The 14935-nt window shown below is 64.9% G+C and carries 12 protein-coding genes and 1 tRNA gene; 5 read left to right on the top strand and 8 right to left on the bottom strand.

Annotated features, from left to right (window positions below; translation table 11 throughout):
* Positions 1-75: 75 nt before the first annotated feature.
* Complete coding sequence (locus ACG2LG_RS10375; RefSeq protein WP_396258736.1) at positions 76-1341, bottom strand: Gfo/Idh/MocA family protein; 1266 nt, start codon at positions 1339-1341, stop codon at positions 76-78.
* A 211-nt stretch (positions 1342-1552) separates the two neighbouring features.
* On the opposite strand from ACG2LG_RS10375, the gene ACG2LG_RS10370 reads away from it, so the two are divergent.
* The 3 genes from ACG2LG_RS10370 to ACG2LG_RS10360 all read left to right on the top strand — a co-directional run bounded on the left by ACG2LG_RS10370 (position 1553) and on the right by ACG2LG_RS10360 (position 6145).
* Positions 1553-3964 (top strand): DUF1553 domain-containing protein, encoded by a 2412-nt coding sequence (locus tag ACG2LG_RS10370; protein ID WP_396258734.1) that lies wholly within the window; start codon positions 1553-1555, stop codon positions 3962-3964.
* The gene (locus ACG2LG_RS10365; RefSeq protein ID WP_396258733.1) at positions 3961-5391 is read left to right on the top strand and encodes a DUF1501 domain-containing protein; all 1431 of its coding nucleotides are present in this window, start codon (positions 3961-3963) and stop codon (positions 5389-5391) included. The genes ACG2LG_RS10370 and ACG2LG_RS10365 overlap by 4 nt, the downstream gene beginning before the upstream one ends.
* Before the next feature lie 94 nt (positions 5392-5485).
* Positions 5486-6145, top strand: coding sequence for a sulfatase (locus ACG2LG_RS10360; RefSeq protein ID WP_396258732.1), 660 nt, complete (start codon positions 5486-5488; stop codon positions 6143-6145).
* A 176-nt stretch (positions 6146-6321) separates the two neighbouring features.
* Here ACG2LG_RS10360 and ACG2LG_RS10355 read toward each other — a convergent pair.
* From ACG2LG_RS10355 to ACG2LG_RS10345, 3 genes are all read right to left on the bottom strand, one after another.
* Positions 6322-6397, bottom strand: a tRNA-Phe gene (locus tag ACG2LG_RS10355).
* Positions 6398-6488: 91 nt separating this feature from the next.
* Positions 6489-7463, bottom strand: coding sequence for a M28 family peptidase (locus ACG2LG_RS10350; RefSeq protein ID WP_396258730.1), 975 nt, complete (start codon positions 7461-7463; stop codon positions 6489-6491).
* A 12-nt stretch (positions 7464-7475) separates the two neighbouring features.
* Positions 7476-8372 (bottom strand): ParB/RepB/Spo0J family partition protein, encoded by an 897-nt coding sequence (locus tag ACG2LG_RS10345; protein ID WP_396258728.1) that lies wholly within the window; start codon positions 8370-8372, stop codon positions 7476-7478.
* 121 nt (positions 8373-8493) lie between these two features.
* Here ACG2LG_RS10345 and ACG2LG_RS10340 point away from each other — a divergent pair, with 121 nt between their 5' ends.
* Positions 8494-9090 (top strand): hypothetical protein, encoded by a 597-nt coding sequence (locus tag ACG2LG_RS10340; protein ID WP_396258727.1) that lies wholly within the window; start codon positions 8494-8496, stop codon positions 9088-9090.
* A 15-nt stretch (positions 9091-9105) separates the two neighbouring features.
* The gene (locus ACG2LG_RS10335; RefSeq protein ID WP_396258726.1) at positions 9106-9666 is read left to right on the top strand and encodes an SET domain-containing protein; all 561 of its coding nucleotides are present in this window, start codon (positions 9106-9108) and stop codon (positions 9664-9666) included.
* On the opposite strand, the gene ACG2LG_RS10330 is transcribed toward ACG2LG_RS10335, so the two are convergent.
* The 4 genes from ACG2LG_RS10330 to ACG2LG_RS10315 form a co-directional block, all read right to left on the bottom strand.
* Entirely contained in the window at positions 9647-10591 is a 945-nt protein-coding gene (locus ACG2LG_RS10330) for a DUF6268 family outer membrane beta-barrel protein (protein ID WP_396258724.1), read from the bottom strand. The two genes, ACG2LG_RS10335 and ACG2LG_RS10330, sit on opposite strands and share 20 nt — an antisense overlap.
* Positions 10592-10638: 47 nt before the next feature.
* On the bottom strand, positions 10639-10956 hold the full coding sequence (locus tag ACG2LG_RS10325; protein WP_396258723.1) for a hypothetical protein: 318 nt from the start codon (positions 10954-10956) through the stop codon (positions 10639-10641).
* 6 nt (positions 10957-10962) lie between these two features.
* Entirely contained in the window at positions 10963-11577 is a 615-nt protein-coding gene (locus ACG2LG_RS10320; protein ID WP_396258722.1) for a hypothetical protein, read from the bottom strand.
* A gap of 134 nt (positions 11578-11711) precedes the next feature.
* Positions 11712-14909 carry an efflux RND transporter permease subunit gene (locus ACG2LG_RS10315; RefSeq protein WP_396258721.1) on the bottom strand — a complete coding sequence of 1066 codons (3198 nt, stop codon included), beginning with the start codon at positions 14907-14909 and terminating at the stop codon, positions 11712-11714.
* Positions 14910-14935: the final 26 nt, after the last annotated feature.

Below are 14935 nucleotides of genomic sequence, written 5' to 3'. Positions count from 1 at the left end.
TCAGCGGCAGGATGCCGCAGCTCCATAAAAAAGGGCGGGCATTGCTGCCCGCCCTTTGGATGAATCGGCTGCCAATCAGGCCTTGCCGGGGACCGGCGGCACTTCCTCGGGAAGTTCGATTTCGCCCTTCTCGAAGGCGAGGGCGCCGGGAGTGCAGGCGTAGTTGTAGAACGGAGACTTCTCGTTCTCCATCACGTCCACCCAGCGGACCATCTGGCCGGTGTAGGCGGACATCCGGCTCATGATGGCCACCATGGTCGACTCGGCGATCTGCTTGGATTCGTTGAGCGGCTCACCGGCGATGATGCTCTTGATCAGTGCCACGTGCTCCTGCACCTGGCCATTGCCGGACTCAAGCTTGATTTCCGGCACCTGGACCTCCTTGCCGTTGATCTTGCCACCGCCGAGGCAGGAGCCTTCGGTGCCGGTGAACATCTCGCCGACCCGGTCGTAGCACCCGGCGATCTGGCGGCACTGGCTGTGGATGTGAACGTCGTCGCCAAAGTCGAGATCGACGCTGAAGAAGTCGAACTGGTTGCCGGTCTCGCGACGGGCGCGGCCACCGAAGCCGAGGGCCGACACGGGAATCCGGCCGAGATACCAGATGGCGACGTCGATGTTGTGGACGTGCTGCTCGACGATGTGGTCTCCGGAGAGCTCGGTGAAGTTGAGCCAGTTGCGCGCCATGTAGGAGGCGTTGGTGTCGCCGTCCTGGCGGCGCTTGATCCACGGGATGCGGCCGTTCCACTGGATGATTCCACCCTTGATCTCGCCGATCGCCCCGGCGTCGATGCGGGCCTTGTTCATCAGGTAGCCGGCCGAGTGCCGGCGCTGGGTGCCGGTGGCGACGCCGAGACCCTTGGCCTTGGCCTTTTCACCGGTGGCGATGACCGCACGGGCACCGACCGGGTCGACGGCCACGGGCTTCTCGATGAAGCAGTGCTTGCCGGCCTCGACCGCGGCGTCGAAGTGGAGCGGACGGAAGCCCGGAGGGGTGGCCATCAGGACGAAGTCGCAGTCGCTGGCGATCACCTTCTGGTAGCCGTCGAATCCGTCGTAGCACTTGTCTTCGGAAAGCCCATGCTGCTTGCCGACCCCGACGGCCTTGTCCTTGAAGGCGTCGGCGCAGGCGACCAGCTTGCCCTCGATGCCGAGGAGTTTGCAGGCTTCGATCCAGTTCTTGATCGCGCCGTTTCCGCGTCCGCCGCAGCCGATCAGGCCGGCTTTCAGCGTCTTGGTGCCGGAATTGATGTTGGCCGCCATGAGCGGGGAGGCCGCCAGGGCGGCACCGGTCAGTGTGGAGGCTTCGATGAAGGAACGTCGGGTCCAGGGTGTATTCATAGATTGGTGGGTTGGTTGAACGGGTGCCGATCGGCTGGATTGGCTAGTCCCTTTACGCACGGAAGGCAGGTTTATTGCGCCCTTCCGCCCGAAATCCTCGGTCCAGCCGAGCTGGAAGTCCAGCCCGCGGCTTCAAGGAGGTTTGCAAGGCGAGGCCGCCGGGCTTCGTAGGGGGCGGATCAGTCGACGCTCGATCCATAGGGCGGGACCCATGGTCCTGTCGCTACTACTTGCTCCCGCCGTCACCGGCGAGGTGCGCTTCAACCGCGACATCCGGCCGATCCTTTCGGACCGTTGCCTGGCCTGCCACGGGGCGGACGAGGCGGCGGTCGAGGCCGATCTGCGCCTCGACGATCCGGCGAGTGCCTTCGCCGGGCGCGATGGCGCGCGGGCGATCGTCCCCGGTGATCCCGGGGCCAGCGAAATGATCCGCCGGATCCTTTCAAGCGACCCCGACCTGGTGATGCCGCCGCCGCGGCATCCGCTCAAGCTCGAGGCGGAGGAGAAGAAGTTGCTTGAGCAGTGGATCGAAGAGGGCGCCGAGTACGAAGCGCATTGGGCGTTTCAGCGAATCGAGCGGCCACCGGTGCCGGGCGGAAAACGGGGTGCCGAGGCGATCGATGCCTTCATCGACCGCCGACGGGCCGAAGTCGGAATGGAGGGGATGCCCGAGGCGAGCCGGGGGAAGCTCCTTCGGCGCCTCAGTCTCGACCTGACCGGGCTGCCGGCGAGCGTCGAGGAAATCGAGGGCTTTCTGCGGGATGAGAGGGCGGATGCCTACGAACGCCAGATCGATCGACTGCTCGCCTCGCCGCACTACGGAGAGCGCATGGCGATGTGGTGGCTGGACGGGGCCCGCTATGCCGACACCCATGGATTTCAGGCCGACTGGGAGCGCTACCAGTGGCCCTGGCGCGACTGGGTGATCCGCTCCTTCAACGACAACAAGTCTTTCGACCGGTTCACCATCGAGCAGATCGCCGGCGACATGCTGCCCGATGCCACGCCCGAGCAGATCCTCGGCACCGGTTTCAACCGCAACCACCGGATCAACACCGAGGGCGGGGCACTGGCCGACGAATGGCTGATCGAGAACGTGATGGACCGCGTGGACACCGTCGGGGCGGTGTGGCTGGGCCTGACGATGAATTGCGCCCGCTGCCACGATCACAAGTACGACCCGCTCACCCAGCGCGAGTTCTATCAGTTCTTCGCCTTCTTCCACAATGTCGACGAGGAAGGCAAGGGGCCGGGCCGGCAGGGGAACTTCAAGCCGGTGCTGAAGCTGCACACGCCGGAAGAGGAGGCCGAGTTCAATCGGATCACCCGGGAAATCGAGCAGGGGGAGAAGCGTCTGATGGAGTGGCTGCCAAGCGGGGTTCACGGAATCGCGAAGCAGCCCTTCACGAAGAGGAACGGCAACGGGGACGCGCGGCTTGAGCGGGAGGTCCGGAAACTCGCCCAGCCGGAGGCACGGGAGCTGAAGGACAAGGTGCTGGCCTTGCGCCAGAAGCGCGCCGGGCTGGAGCGCAGGATCCAGTCGGTGATGGTGATGGCCGAGATGGAGAAGCCGCGCCGGACCTTCGTGCTCAATCGCGGCGAGTACGACCAGCCGGGCGAGGAGGTTCAGGCGGGGCTGCCGGCCTTTCTGCCGCCGCTTCCGGAGGGCGAGGAAATGAACCGTCTCGGGCTGGCGCGGTGGCTGGTCGGCCGGGAACACCCGCTGACTGCGCGGGTGCAGGTGAACCGCCTGTGGGAGCTGCTGTTCGGCACCGGGCTGGTGGCCTCGAGCGAGAACCTCGGCGTGCAGGCCGACTGGCCGAGCCATCCGGAGCTGCTCGACTGGCTGGCGGCGGAGTTCATCGAGAGCGGCTGGGATGTGAAGGCGCTGCTCAAGCAAATGGTGATGACCCGGGCCTACCGGCAGGACAGCAAGGTCGATGCCGCGCGGCTCGAGCGCGATCCGGAGAACCGTCTGCTCACCCGCGGGCCGCGTTTCCGGGTGCAGGCCGAGACCGTGCGCGACCAGGCGCTGGCGATTGCCGGGCTGCTGAATCCCGAGCTGGGAGGTCCCAGCGTCTATCCCTACCAGCCCAAGGGCATCTGGAGTGAGACGAACTTCTACGGAAACCTCCGGAACTACTCCCACGACACCGATGGCGGGCAGTACCGGCGCAGCCTCTACACGATCTGGAAACGCACCGCCGCGCCGCCGGGAATGACCCTTTTCGACATGCCGAGTCGTGAGGTCTGCGTGGTCAAGCGCTCGCGCAGCAACACGCCGCTCCAGGCGCTCGCGCTGATGAATGACGTCACCTACGTCGAGGCGTCCCGCAAGTTCGCCGAGCGCATGATGAAGCATGGGGCCGACCTTGAGGAGCGACTGACCTGGGGTTGGCGCTGCGCCACCTCGCGGGAACCGGATCCGCAGGAACTCGTCGTCCTGATCCAGGGCCACGGGCGGCGCCTGGAGGGCTATCGGGCGAATCCCGACGAGGCCAAGGCCCTGCTGCAGGCCGGCGAAGCGCCGGTGATGGAGGGTGTGGATCCGGTCGAGCTGGCCGCGCTCACGACAACCGCCAGCATCATCCTCAACCTCGACGAAGTGATTACCAAGGAATGAACGCATTCAGAGACAGCGTGAACCGCCGGGTTTTCCTCAAGACCTCGGCGCACGGCTTCGGCCTGACGGCGCTCGGATCCATCCTCGGGTCGGAGGCATTCGGCGAAACACCGGTGATCGACACGCTTCATCATCAGGCCAAGGCCAAGCGGGTGATCTACCTTTTCCAGTCGGGCGGTCCGTCGCAGATGGACCTGTGGGACCCGAAGCCGGGCCTCAAGGAGCGCTTCGGCGAGGAACTGCCCGGGTCGATCCGCATGGGCCAGCGCATCACCGGCATGACCTCGGGCCAGAAGACGCTGCCGGTGGCTCCCTCGATCTTCGACTTTGCCCGGCACGGCAAGAGCGGGACCTGGGTCAGTGAGTTGCTGCCCGAAACCGCGAAGGTGGTGGACGATCTCTGCATCATCCGCTCGATGCACACCGAGGCGATCAACCACGACCCGGCGGTCACCTTCTTCCAGTCGGGCTCGCAGCTTGCGGGACGCCCGAGCATCGGCTCGTGGGTGTCCTACGGCCTGGGTAGTATCAACCGCGACCTGCCGAACTACGTGGTGCTGACTTCGAGGGGGACGGGTCGCCCGGACGACCAGCCCCTGGCCAATCGCTACTGGGAGCCGGGCTTCCTGCCGACCCAGCACAGCGGGGTGAAGTTCCGCAACACCGGCGACCCGGTGCTCTACCTCTCGGACCCGGCGGGGATCGACCGCTCACGCCGCCGCGACATGCTCGATGATCTCGCCCGGCTCAACGGACGCAGGCATGCCATCGTCGGAGACCCCGAGATCGAGGCCCGCATCGCGCAGTATGAGATGGCCTTCCGGATGCAGGCGAGTGTGCCGGAACTGACCGATGTGTCCGGTGAACCGGAGTCGGTCCTGGGTCTCTACGGTCCGGAGGTGAAGAAGCCCGGGACCTACGCGGCCAACTGCCTGCTGGCGCGCCGGCTGGCGGAGCGGGGCGTGCGTTTCGTGCAGCTGTTTCACCAGGGGTGGGATCACCACGGCGGCTTGCCGAAGGCGCTGAAGGGGCAGTGCTACGATACCGACCACGCCACCGCCGGGCTCCTGCGGGACCTCAGGCAACGCGGCCTGTTGGAAGACACCCTGGTGATCTGGGGTGGTGAGTTTGGCCGAACCATCTACTCGCAGGGAAAGCTGACGCGGGAGAACTACGGCAGGGACCACCATCCGCGATGCTTCACCATGTGGATGGCCGGGGCCGGGGTGAAGAAGGGCACGACGATCGGAGCGACCGACGACTACAGCTACAACATCCTCGAGGATCCGGTGCACGTGCACGACCTCAACGCGACCATCCTGCACCTGCTCGGGATCGACCACGAGAGGCTGCTCTTCAAGTATCAGGGCCGCCAGTACCGGCTGACCGACGTGCATGGGAGTCTGATCAAGAAGGCGCTGGCCTGAGAAGTGATGAGGGGCATCATCTTCACGCTACTGTTGCTGGGGCTGGGCGGGCTCCCGCTCGACGCCCGACCGAACGTGGTGATCTTCCTGGCCGATGATCACCGCCACCGACCACTACATTGGTGAGATTGTCGGCAAGCTGGACGAGCTCGGGTTGCGGAGGAACACGGTCGTGATCTTCATGAGCGACAACGGGCATTCGGAGGAGACCTCTCTCCGGATCCGGCGGGCCGGGCACTCGAGTGGCCGCATGGAAGGATACTTCTACGGGGCCAGCGGGGCGGGCAACACCGGCAAGTGGATCGGCCACAAGGGGACTTTTTTCGAAGGCGGCATCCGGGTGCCGGCCATCATCAGCTATCCCGGAAAGCTTCCGTCCGGAGAGGTGCGCGATCAGATCATGACCGCCATGGACTGGTATCCGACCGTGCTCGAACTTTGTGGAATCGAGCGGACGCCCGGGTCGCCGGAGTTGGACGGGCACAGCCTGCTGCCCATCGTCCAGTCGGCGGAAGCCACTTGTCTGTATGGCGAGGTGCTCCACCTTGCGTGGCGCCAGGACTGGATGGTCCGGGACGGTGAGTGGAAGCTGATCGGCAAGGGGGCGCGGGATGGGGGGGAATCCGGGGTGTCATTGCATCGCCTCACGGATGCCAAGCCGGAAGTGAAGGACTACTCCGCGGAAAAGCCCGGACTCGTCACCCGGTTGCGGGTCATGCACGAGGCGTGGCTCAAGGAAGTGACGCCGCAGTGAGGTGGTGGCTCGAGACGGGATCGAATTGTGAAGCGGAGCTTCACCATGCGTCTTGCGGCTGCGCCGGGGGAGGATCCGCTCAACTCGCTGCGCTCGTCTCGCCGTGCATTGCCGACACGTGTCGGCGGCTGTCGAGGTTGCGGGGGTGCCTGAGGTGGCCAAGCCGAGAGGTGAGGTGGTGGCTCGAGACGGGATCGAACCGCCGACACGCGGATTTTCAATCCGCTGCTCTACCAACTGAGCTATCGAGCCTGATGACCTCGGGAGGTGGGCGGGGATTTAGGGAGGCCAGCCCGGTTTTGACAACGGAAAAATGTCCGGAAATTGCGCCCCGGGCACCAGCTCACGGAGCTTCGGGCGCGGGCACTTCGGCGAGGAAGTCGAGCGTCATCCGCCCGACCTTCTCCAGCATGCCCGCATCGACCTTGTCGATTGTGTCGTCCGGCGTGTGCCAGTAGCTCATCCTGCCGAATTCGCCGATGACGTGGAGGCAGGGGATTCCCGCATTCTGGAGCGGGACGTGATCGTCGAGAATGGGGAACGGCGACATCCGGAACGGCTTGGTGAACGAGCGTCGTCCGGCACAGCTCTCGATGGTCCTGACAAAGTGCTCGGGCGCCTCCGGGCTGTAGAGGAGGTCGTGGTCGGGATCGCCGACGATGTCGAGGATGATGCCGCCGCCGGGCCACGAGCTTCGCTTGGTCGTCATGACGTGGGCGAAGTACTTCGATCCGTAGAGACCGTCGGTCGCGGTGATTCCCGGCCGGAAGGCCTCTTCTCCGTCGAAGAACACGATTTCGATCTTCGAGGCCGATTTGGGATCCGTGGAAAGCACGCGTGCCATATCCAGCAGGATGCCGGTGGAGGAGCCGCCGTCGTTCGCGCCGACGAAGGGTTCCGGGAGGATCTTCGAGTCGATGTGGCCACCGACGATCCACGGCAGCGAAGCCGGCAGCGGGTCCGCGGACTCGTGCCGCGCCATGAGATTGGTGAAGTCCACCGGGCCATCCGGCGTCGCGGCCTTGAAGGTCTGTCGCTCCGTTTTCCAGCCATACCCGGCCAGCGTGGTTTCCAGGTATTCGATGGTCCGGGCGAGTCCCTCGCTGGCCGGCGGGCGGGGGCCGAACTTGAGGATCTCCTCGATGTGGGCGTAGGCCCTGGCACCGGAGAGCTGTGCGGAAAGCTCGGGCGCGACGTTTTGAATCTCCAGCTGCCCGGGCCCGGCACCGGCGGATGGGTTGTCTTCGCGATTGGCGAAGAGCAGGATCGCCGCCACGGCGAGAAGGCACGGCAGCAGAATGGCAACGGCTTTCTTCACGAGCCAAGAAATCTAGATTTCGCCGATGCCCAGCAACTCGAGAATGCGCTGCAGGTCGTCGTCGCCGTAGTATTCCAGCTCGATGCGGCCCTTGGTCGATCCATGGTGGACCTTGACGTGGGTGGCGAAGTGGTCGCGGAGCTTGTTCTGGAGGGCCCGGATATGGGGGTCGTTCTCACCGGTGCCGGATTTCCTCCCCGGGCCGCCGCGAGTGGCCTTGTCGGGCGACGCGAGGTCGCGGGCGAGTTGTTCGGCGGCGCGGACGGTGAGGGACTTCTTCAGGATCCTGCCGGCGGCGGCGAGCTGGGTCTCCTTGTCCTTGATCGCGAGGATGGCCTTGGCGTGGCCGACGCTGAGCTTCGCCTGGGCGACGAGCACCTGCACATCGGGGTGGAGCTCGAGAAGCCGCATGGCATTCGCGACGCTGGCGCGGGACTTGCCGACGCGTCCGGCAATCTCGTTCTGTTTCATCGAGAATTCGCGGACCAGGCGGACGTAGCCGGTTGCTTCCTCGATGGGATTGAGGTCCTCCCGCTGGAGGTTCTCAATGAGCGCCATCTCCAGCACGTCGCGGTCGGATGCCTCGCGCTCGATGACCGGAACGGTCGAAAGACCAATCTTTTTCGAAGCCCGCCAGCGTCGTTCGCCGGCAATCAACTCCAGCTTGCCGTCGACCTTGCGGACGATGAGGGGCTGGATGATTCCGTGCTGGCGGATCGATTCGACCAGCTCGTCCAGCGGGCTCTCGATGAAATGCGTGCGCGGCTGGAGCGGGCTGGCGATCACCTGGTCGACGGGAACCTCGCGCACCCGTGCGCTTTCATCGCCTGCCGATTCCGCGGCAGATGCAGAGTCACCCTGCTTCCGGATCAGTGCGCCGAGTCCCTTGCCGAGTGCTTGCTTTGCCATTGGGGAACGAGGTTGGCAGAGTCGGCTCATGGAAGCCAAGCCGATTTGATCCGGAAATTGATTCGTCCCGCCCGGGTGGCGCACTTGACGGCGGGCGGAGGGAAGGCGAGCATCGGTGCTGATGAGATGGATCCTGCCCGCCGTGCTTCTCGCCGCCGGCACTCCGGCCGGTGCGCAGACCGTGGCTCCACGCGAGGTCACGACGTCGGCGATCGCTGCGGTGGAGGCCCTCGGAAAGCGGGTGGTCCTCGGCGACCACAAGGCGGCGATCGACAGCATGTATCCGCAGTGGAAGAAGCGGATGGCCAAGAGGTTCGGTGGCATCGAGAAGCTCGAGGAGCAACTCGAGGGGATCGGTGAGGAGATGGCCCGCAACGGAGTGGGCATCATTTCCTTCAAGACGCAGGGCGCTCCCCGGGTCTACGAGGTGTGGCCCGGCAAGCCGCTGGACGACGGCGATGCGGAGGCGGCTCCGGTCTTCGACAAGTGGCTGCTGTTGATCCCGACCGTGACCCAGTTCCGGATCATGCAGGGGGATCCCCCGCAGACCTACGTGATCAACAGCCACGGATTCCAGGTGGCGATCGCCGACAAGGGGCGGAACAACTGGAGCTTCATCAACGGGTCGGACGTGTCGGTCTCCGACCTGCGTTCGCTCTTCGCCAGCCTCCCGGCGAACATGGAGTTGCCACCGGTGAAGCGCGAGGTTGCCGACTAGGATTTTCAGAAGACGATGGGGAAAAAGGGCAGGAAGCTGAAGGAGGAGGCACGTTTGCGCCGCAAGCTCACCGAGTTGTGGGAGCGCGGCCAGAGCCCTCTCGTGGAGGTGCGGGGGTCGAAGATCCACGGTCACGGGGTCTATGCCGCCGAGGACATTCCCGAGGGCACCCGGATCATCGAATACGTCGGGGAACTCATCGACAAGGAGGAGAGCGAGAAGCGCGCCTGGAAGCAGCATGAGCATGCCGAGCAGACGGGCGATGCGGCGGTCTACATTTTCACGCTGAGCAAGCGCTACGACATCGACGGCAACGTCCCCTGGAACACGGCCCGGCTGATCAACCATTCCTGCGACCCGAACTGCGAGGCTTGGATCGAGGGCAAGCAGATCTTCATCTACGCCTTGCGGGACATCTCCAAGGGCGAGGAGCTGGGCTTCGACTACGGCTTCGACATCGAGTGCTACGAGGATCACCCCTGCCGCTGTGGCAGCGACAACTGCGTCGGCTACATCGTCAGCCGCGATCAGTGGGATGAACTCAGGAAGGCACTCGCTACCAGCGGCGCAGACTGAAGCCGACGGAGACGTATGGGGCCGGATCGGTTTCTCCGAGCACACCCGGGAAGTTCTCGCGGCCGCCGGGAGAGAGGATCTGGATCTCGTTGAGGAAAGTGTAGCCCGCGCCCACTTCGAACCATGCCTCGCCGGCGATGCGCTGGCGGTAGTAGAGGCCCGTGCGGAGTGAGTTCACATCCAGCCGACTGCGACTGCCGAAGGCGTCGATGCCCCACCAGCCGCCGTTCCATCCGGCCTCGAAGCCGAAACGGATGTTGTCGCCGAACTCGCGTCGGGCGACGAAGCGTGGTCCGTAGTAGCTGACCAGCCAGTCGTCGGTGGGCATCCAGAAGAAGACCGCGGCGGGAATGATGAAGGGATCGTTGAGCAGGTTGGAACCGAATACGCCGAAACCCAGCATGAACCGATCCGTGAAGCGGTAGCCGGAACCGATGGCTGCCGCCACGTCGATGTCGCGGGAGCTGACCCCGGCGAAGTCCGAGTTTACCCCTGCCATCAGGTAGGCGCCATGCATCCACTTCGAGTCCTCGGGCGTGTTGATGATGAAGCTCTGGAGCGAAAGCCGGTGCAGATCGTTGTCGAGGGCGGGCGCGGCTGGGTTGGCGCCGAAGGGAGCCGCGTTGATGTCGAGGTCGGAGTACTCGTAGCGGAAAGCCGGAACCCAGAACCAGTCGGGGGCGAATTCGTTGAGGCCCAGCAGTGCGAACACACCGGCGGAGGTGAAGTCCGCGTCGCCACGGGTCGGTCCGTCGAACTCCATGCCGGAGGTGTGGACGACCCGCGTGGAGAGCACGTCGATGAACTGGGTGATGTCCATTCCCTTCGTCTCCTCGATCGACTCGAATTGCTCCACAGCGAGCGACTCAGCGGCAACGCTGGCGAGGGACAGGAGGCCGGTGAAGGCGATAAGCTGGCAGTTCATTTGCCGTGAGTGTGGCCTCGTTTGGTTTCCGGGCAAGGATCGAAAGCTCAGCCGTTGGCGAGTTGGACGATCCAGGAAATCACCGCAGCGGTGGCGGTCAGCAGGAGGAACATCAGCAGCAGGCTGCGGCCCTGGGTGCGGCGCTCGTTGCGGATCTGGCCCCGCGCGGCCTGCTCCTCGAAGTGCCGCTGGCGCTCACGCTCGGCGAGATCCTCCGGGGGCGGCAGGGTTTCCTCACGCTCCCGGATCTCCAACTCGAGTTGCTCGGGCATGCCTTCAAGCTCGGCGATCCGCTCGTCGAGCTCACGGCGGCGAAGCTCCAGCTCATCCAGCTCGCCGGGCTTTCGACTGCGGGTCAGGGTCATCGTGGATCAACGGAGAAGATAGACGGCGATCGCCGCGCCTCCGAGCACGAGGATCGGCAGATTGAAGGCGAGTCCGCGGATGAAGTGCTGGGCGAATTCGCCGCGATGGCTGCGGGCACTGCGGATGCCGGAGAAGATCGAGGCGCTGCGGGTGCGCGAAAAGTGGTCGGCGGCCTGGCCGTATTCGTCCTCGGCGTGCTCGACGATGGCCTGGGCCCGGTCGAGATTCGTCTCCATCTGTTCACGGGACCATCCCTCGGGATTGAGTTTCTCGATCTTGGTGAGGTGGCCGTTGAAGCAGGCGCGGCATTGTTCGAGGTCGTCGATTTCCTGGCGCATCTCGAAAATCTGCCGGTCGATCAGGGTCGCGGAGGAGGACAGGCGCTCGGTCATTTCCACCTGCGAGGCGATCAGGTCGCGTCGGCGGGCGTTGAGCATCTCGGTCTCCTGTTTGAGGCGCTCGAGTTCCTCGCGCTGAGCCTGCAATTCCTCGAGCTGGGTCTGGGCGAGGCGCAGACGACCGTCGACATCCTCACCACCCGAGGTCGGGCGGTCGTGATCCATTTCGAGCTGCGTGTTCCGGACGCGAATGTGGTGGGTGTGCTCGCTGGCAGAGGGCATTCTGTGGGAGAAGGTGGCGGGACAGCCGCACGCTTTTTACCCGGAGCCTTCAATGGCTTCCAGACAAATATTTCAGTTTCCTAAAGGAGATGTCTGGGTGGGGAAGCGGCATCCAGGCTTGGATTGCCGGGGCCTCAGGACTGCGGATCCGAGGATGCTGGCAGGCGTGGAGCCGGCTCCGGATCGTCGGAAAACGGTCGCTTGTACCAGGCCCAGGCCCGGCTGATCGTCCTCAGGATGTCTTCCATCACCAGATAGGCGGAGGGGACGAGGTAAAGCGTGATGAAGGTGGCGAAGAGAATGCCGAAGCCGAGCGACACCGCCATCGGGATGAGAAACTGCGCCTGCAGCGACCGGTCGAGCATCAACGGGAGGAGGCCGACGAAGGTGGTCAGCGAGGTCAGGATGATGGGGCGGAACCGGCGCGAACCGGCATCGACGACGGCGTCCATGGTGGCATCGCCGTTGCGTCTTCGTTGGTTGGTGAAGTCGACCATGACCAGCGAGTCGTTCACCACCACGCCGGCGAGCGCCAGCATTCCGAAGATCGAGAGGTAGGAGGGGGTGATGTCGAGGATCAGGTGTCCGGCAAGGGCGCCAATGATGCCGAAAGGCACCGCCAGCAGGACGACGAAAGGTTGGGCCAGGGAGCGGAAGGGGATGGCGAGCAGGGCGTAGAGCGCGAGAAACAGGGCGACACTGGTGAGCCACACCGTGTTGCCGGTTTCCTCGTGCTCCCGCACGTATCCATCGAATACCCAGGAATACTCCGGGTATTCGTTGATGATGGCATCGATGCGGGGGCGCACGCTTTCCGCGATCTGGATCACGTTGACGTTCTCGTCGACCGGAGTGGCGGCGACGGAGGTCACCTGGGCGCCGTCGATCCGCCGGATCCGCGCGTTGGCGGGAACGAGTTCGACATTGGCCACGCTGTGCAGCGGGGGAGTCCCTCCATCCGGGGTCCGGATGCGCAGGTCTTCGAGGGTTTGGAGCGATTCCCGCTGCTCGCGGGGGAGCCGGACCATCACCCGGATGTCGTCGCGGTCGCGCTGAACCCGCTGCGCCATCTCCCCGAAAAAAGCCCCCCGGACCTGCCGGCCCAGGTCGCGCTGGGTGAGCCCGAGCGACTCACCCTCCGGCTTGAGGCTGAGGTGGATCTCGTTGCGGGTGCGGCCGATGTCGGACCACGCGCTGGAGATCTCCGCGTAGGATTCGAGGGTTTCCTCGACACGCTCGGCGAGTTCCGCCTTGAGGTCGTTGTTGGGGCCCCGGATTTTGATTTCGATCGACTCGAGCTCGTCGCCGCCGCCGTAGCGGCGGCCGCGATCGCCGGAGATCCAGAATGATCGGGCCTCCGGGATGGGGCCGACCAGTTCCTTCCAGCGCTTGGCGATGTCGCTGTTGCGGGGGCCGGGTTCGCTGCGGTCGCCGGGATCGAGAATGGAGGCGAGGATGAATCCCTCGTCGGATTCCGATTCGGACCATGCCGGATAGCCGCCGGTGCTGGTGAGCACGTCGAGGATGAGGGGTTGGCCGGTCCCCGGGTCGACGAACTCGCGCTTGATTTGATTGAGGGCGCCCTCGATCCGGCGCACGTGCTCGTCGGTGACCTCCAGCGGCGTGTCGCGGGGCAGGCGCAGCATCGCGGTGATCCGGTTGCGGTCGATCGAGGGCATGTTGACAAAGCCCATGCGGCCGCTGGCAACGTAGCCGAAGCAGGTGATGCCGACCGCGATGAAGACCGCCAGGGTGGTGTAGCGGTGGCGGGTGGCCGCGGCGAGGGACGGCCGGAAGGCGCGCTCGACGAATTGCTCCAGGCCGTCGGCGATCATCTTCTGGAAGCGTGCGAAGGGTCCGAGGTTGGTCCGGCCGACCTTGATGCTCTTCAGGTGGCACGGGAGGATCAGCTTGGTCTCGATCAGGGAGAAGATCAGAACCGCCGCCACCACCGGTGGTATCTGGCGGGTGTAGTTGCCGTAGAATCCCTCGAAGCTGAGGAGCGGAAGAAAGGCGACGATGGTGGTCAGGGCCCCGAAGGTGACCGGGACCGCCACTTCCTTGGCCCCCGTCACCGCCGCTTCCAGCGGGTCCTCGCCCGCCCTCAGCTTGGTGTAAACGTGCTCGGAGGTGACGATGGCGTCATCGACCACCAGCCCGATCACGATGATGAAACCGAAGATGCTCATCGTGTTGAGCGTGAGGTCGAATTCCGGCAGCGCCAGCAGCCCCCCGGAGAAGGCCACGGGAATGCCCAGCACGACCCAGAACGCGAGGCTCGGGCGGAGGAAGAGACCGAGAACCAGAATCACCAGGAACCCGCCCTGCAGCATGCTCTGCGCGAGGGTTCCGAGCCGTCCGCGAAGCTCGACCGAGCTGTCGTCCCAGATGAACAGCTCGATGCCTTCCGGAAAGCGCTCGTTCTGCTGCGCGACGTACTGCTTCACCCGATCCGCGATTTGCAGGGCGTTCTCCTCGTTGAGGCGCAGGACCTCGACGAGCAGCGCCGGCTTGCCGTTGAAGCGGAGCAGCTTGCGGTTCTCCTCGTAGCCGTCGTTGATCCGGGCGACCTCCTCGAGCCGGACGTCGGCACCCTTGTCGTTGCGGATCACGATCTCGGCGAAGCCCTCCTTGTCGTAGGCCTGGCCCTTGGTGCGAATGATCATGTTGCCCTCGTCCGTGATGATGTTGCCGGCGGGGAGGTCGACCGAACTGCGACGCACCGCGTCGGCGAGGTCGGCAAAGCCGAGTCCGAAGTCGCGGAGTCGCTCGAGGTCCGCCTCGATCGAAATCTCCGGACGGGTTTCGCCCTGGATCAGGGCCTGGGAAATTCCCGGCAGTTCCTGCAGGTCGTCGCGGATCCTGCGGGCGGCCTTGACCAGGTCCGGCTCGTCCATTTCTCCGGTCACGGCCACCTTGATGACGTCGAACCATTTCGCGGTGTCGGGGATGTAGACCCGTGGCGGTTCGGTTTCGGGCGGCAGGGCGGGAATGCGCTCCATCCGCAGGTTGACCTCGTCGAGCAGGTCGCGGACGTCGGTGTTGTCGCGGGCCTCGAGCGTGATCTGGCCGGAGCCCGAGCGGGCGTCGGATTCGATCACTTTGACGCCGGGCAGGCCTTCGAGGGCCTGCTCGACCGGGATCACCACGGCCTTTTCCACATCGGCGGGGCTGCCACCCCGGTATTCGACCTCGATCCGGACCTCGTTGAAGAGCAGCGAGGGCTGGACCTCCAGCGGAACGCGCTTCATGTACGACCACACCCCGGCCAACATGATGGCAAGCATCAGGAAGTTGGCGGCGATGTGGTTGCGCGCGAACCAGCGGATCATTGAAGCTGTCTTACGCGGGGAAACCG

The sequence above is a fragment of the Haloferula sp. A504 genome (genome assembly GCF_044385805.1).
In the GTDB taxonomy this organism is placed as follows: Bacteria; Verrucomicrobiota; Verrucomicrobiia; order Verrucomicrobiales; family Akkermansiaceae; genus Haloferula.
Note: the sequence above shows the minus strand (reverse complement) of the source record. Positions and strands in the feature narration are given on the sequence as shown.